The sequence below is a fragment of the Cognatilysobacter terrigena genome, assembly GCF_004361065.1.
In the GTDB taxonomy this organism is placed as follows: Bacteria; Pseudomonadota; Gammaproteobacteria; order Xanthomonadales; family Xanthomonadaceae; genus Cognatilysobacter; species Cognatilysobacter terrigena.
Genome location: NZ_SELT01000080.1, coordinates 1 through 1867, shown reverse-complemented (window position 1 = coordinate 1867; position 1867 = coordinate 1). Strand labels below are relative to the sequence as shown.

Below are 1867 nucleotides of genomic sequence, written 5' to 3'. Positions count from 1 at the left end.
TCGGTGCGTCAAACCATTGATGTAAATGGTTTTTTTCGTCAAGGCCCGTTTTACGTCCACTTAACTTTTCACCCGTCCTTCACTGGACGGGAGTCGCAAGTCGCGACCCCTCGTGAGACCCGATCCATGTCGATTCAGGACGCCCTCGACCTCATCGCCCGCGGCGCGGACGAGATCCTCAAGCCCGAAGAGCTCGCCAAGCGGCTGGAAGATGGCCGCCCGCTGCGCATCAAGGCAGGTTTCGACCCAACCGCGCCGGACCTGCATCTCGGCCACACGGTCCTGCTCAACAAGATGCGGCAGTTCCAGGACCTCGGCCATCAGGTGATCTTCCTGATCGGCGACTTCACCGGAATGATCGGCGACCCGACCGGCAAGAACGTCACCCGCAAGCCGCTGACCCGCGAGGACGTCGAGGCGAACGCGAAGACCTATGCCGAGCAGGTCTTCAAGGTGCTCGACCGCGACCGCACCGAGGTGCGCTTCAACTCCGAGTGGTTCGGCGCGATGTCCGCCGCCGACATGATCAAGCTCGCCGCGCAGCACACCGTCGCGCGCATGCTCGAGCGCGACGACTTCTCCAAGCGGTTCGCCGCGCACCAGTCGATCGCCATCCACGAGTTCCTGTATCCGCTCGTGCAGGGCTACGACTCCGTCGCGCTGAAGGCCGACGTCGAGCTCGGCGGCACCGACCAGAAGTTCAACCTGCTGATGGGCCGCGGCCTGCAGGAGCACTACGGCCAGAAGCCGCAGATCGTGTTGACCATGCCGTTGCTGGAAGGCCTCGACGGCGTCAACAAGATGAGCAAGTCGCTCGGCAATTACATCGGCATCAACGAGCCGGCGATCGACATCGTCACCAAGGCGATGAAGATCGACGACACGCTCATGTGGCGCTGGATCGACCTGTTGAGCTTCGAGGTCTCGATCGCCGAAGCGCAGCGTCTGAAGGGCGATATCGATTCAGGCGCGCTCAATCCGCGCGACCTCAAAATGCGCCTCGCTCGCGAACTGGCGGCGCGCTTCCACGGCGCAGCCGCCGCGGAGCAGGCGGTCGCCGGTTGGAATGCGGCGGTACGCGGGGAAGGCGACGTCGCGCAGCTGCCGCTGACCGATGTCGCCGTTCCGGCAGAAGGTTTGCGTATCGCTGCACTGCTGACCGCCGCCGGCCTGACGCCGAGCAACTCCGAAGCGAATCGCAAGCTCAAGGAGCGTGCGGTTCGCGTCGACGGCGACATCTTCGAAGACGCAGCGCGCGTGTTCGCGCCGGGCTTCGAAGGCGTACTGGCGGTCGGCAAACGAACCTTCGCGCGTGTTCGCCTCGTGGTCGCCTGAATCGTTTCTACGCGACGTCTCACGAAGGCTTCACAACGACGAGTCGACCCGCCATAATGGTCGACCCTGCTGATGACGGCGACGCGCCAAAACGCGCCAAACCCGAGCCGGCAGGAAGCAAAAAATCTTCGATCACAGGGTGTTGACAGTGATCGAAACTGCTCTAAAATGGGCGGCTCACTCGGACGGACTGAGGTCGGTTCGAGAGGGAAAAGGGACGAGGCGCTGAGGCCGAAGTCTGGTGATCTTTGACAGTGTGCGCAGGTGACTTGTGCGGGCGTCTGGTGGTGGATGACTGTCCATCGCAGATGTCTCGTACCAAGCACAAAGATTTACATGCATGCAAATGCAAGCGAGTTTTTGATGCCTGGACGGGCTCTGCACTTCAAAGCTTTAGCCGATCCTTCGGGATTGGTTGCAAAACTTAAGTGAAGAGTTTGATCCTGGCTCAGAGTGAACGCTGGCGGCAGGCCTAACACATGCAAGTCGAGCGGCAGCGGGTCCTTCGGGATGCCGGCGAGCGGCGGACGGG

At 62.0% G+C, this 1867-nt stretch carries 1 protein-coding gene and 1 rRNA gene; both read left to right on the top strand.

The features are described from left to right. The first annotated feature begins 126 nt into the window (after positions 1-126). Entirely contained in the window at positions 127-1335 is a 1209-nt protein-coding gene (gene tyrS / locus EVS83_RS15450; RefSeq protein ID WP_133502080.1) for a tyrosine--tRNA ligase, read from the top strand. A gap of 425 nt (positions 1336-1760) precedes the next feature. Next, a 16S ribosomal RNA gene (locus EVS83_RS15445) occupies positions 1761-1867 on the top strand; the annotation flags it as partial.

What these genes read in the sequence shown, in the direction of transcription:
- tyrS (WP_133502080.1), top strand. Translation starts at nt 127, where the DNA reads ATGTCGATTCAGGACGCCCTCGACCTCATCGCCCGCGGCGCGGACGAG.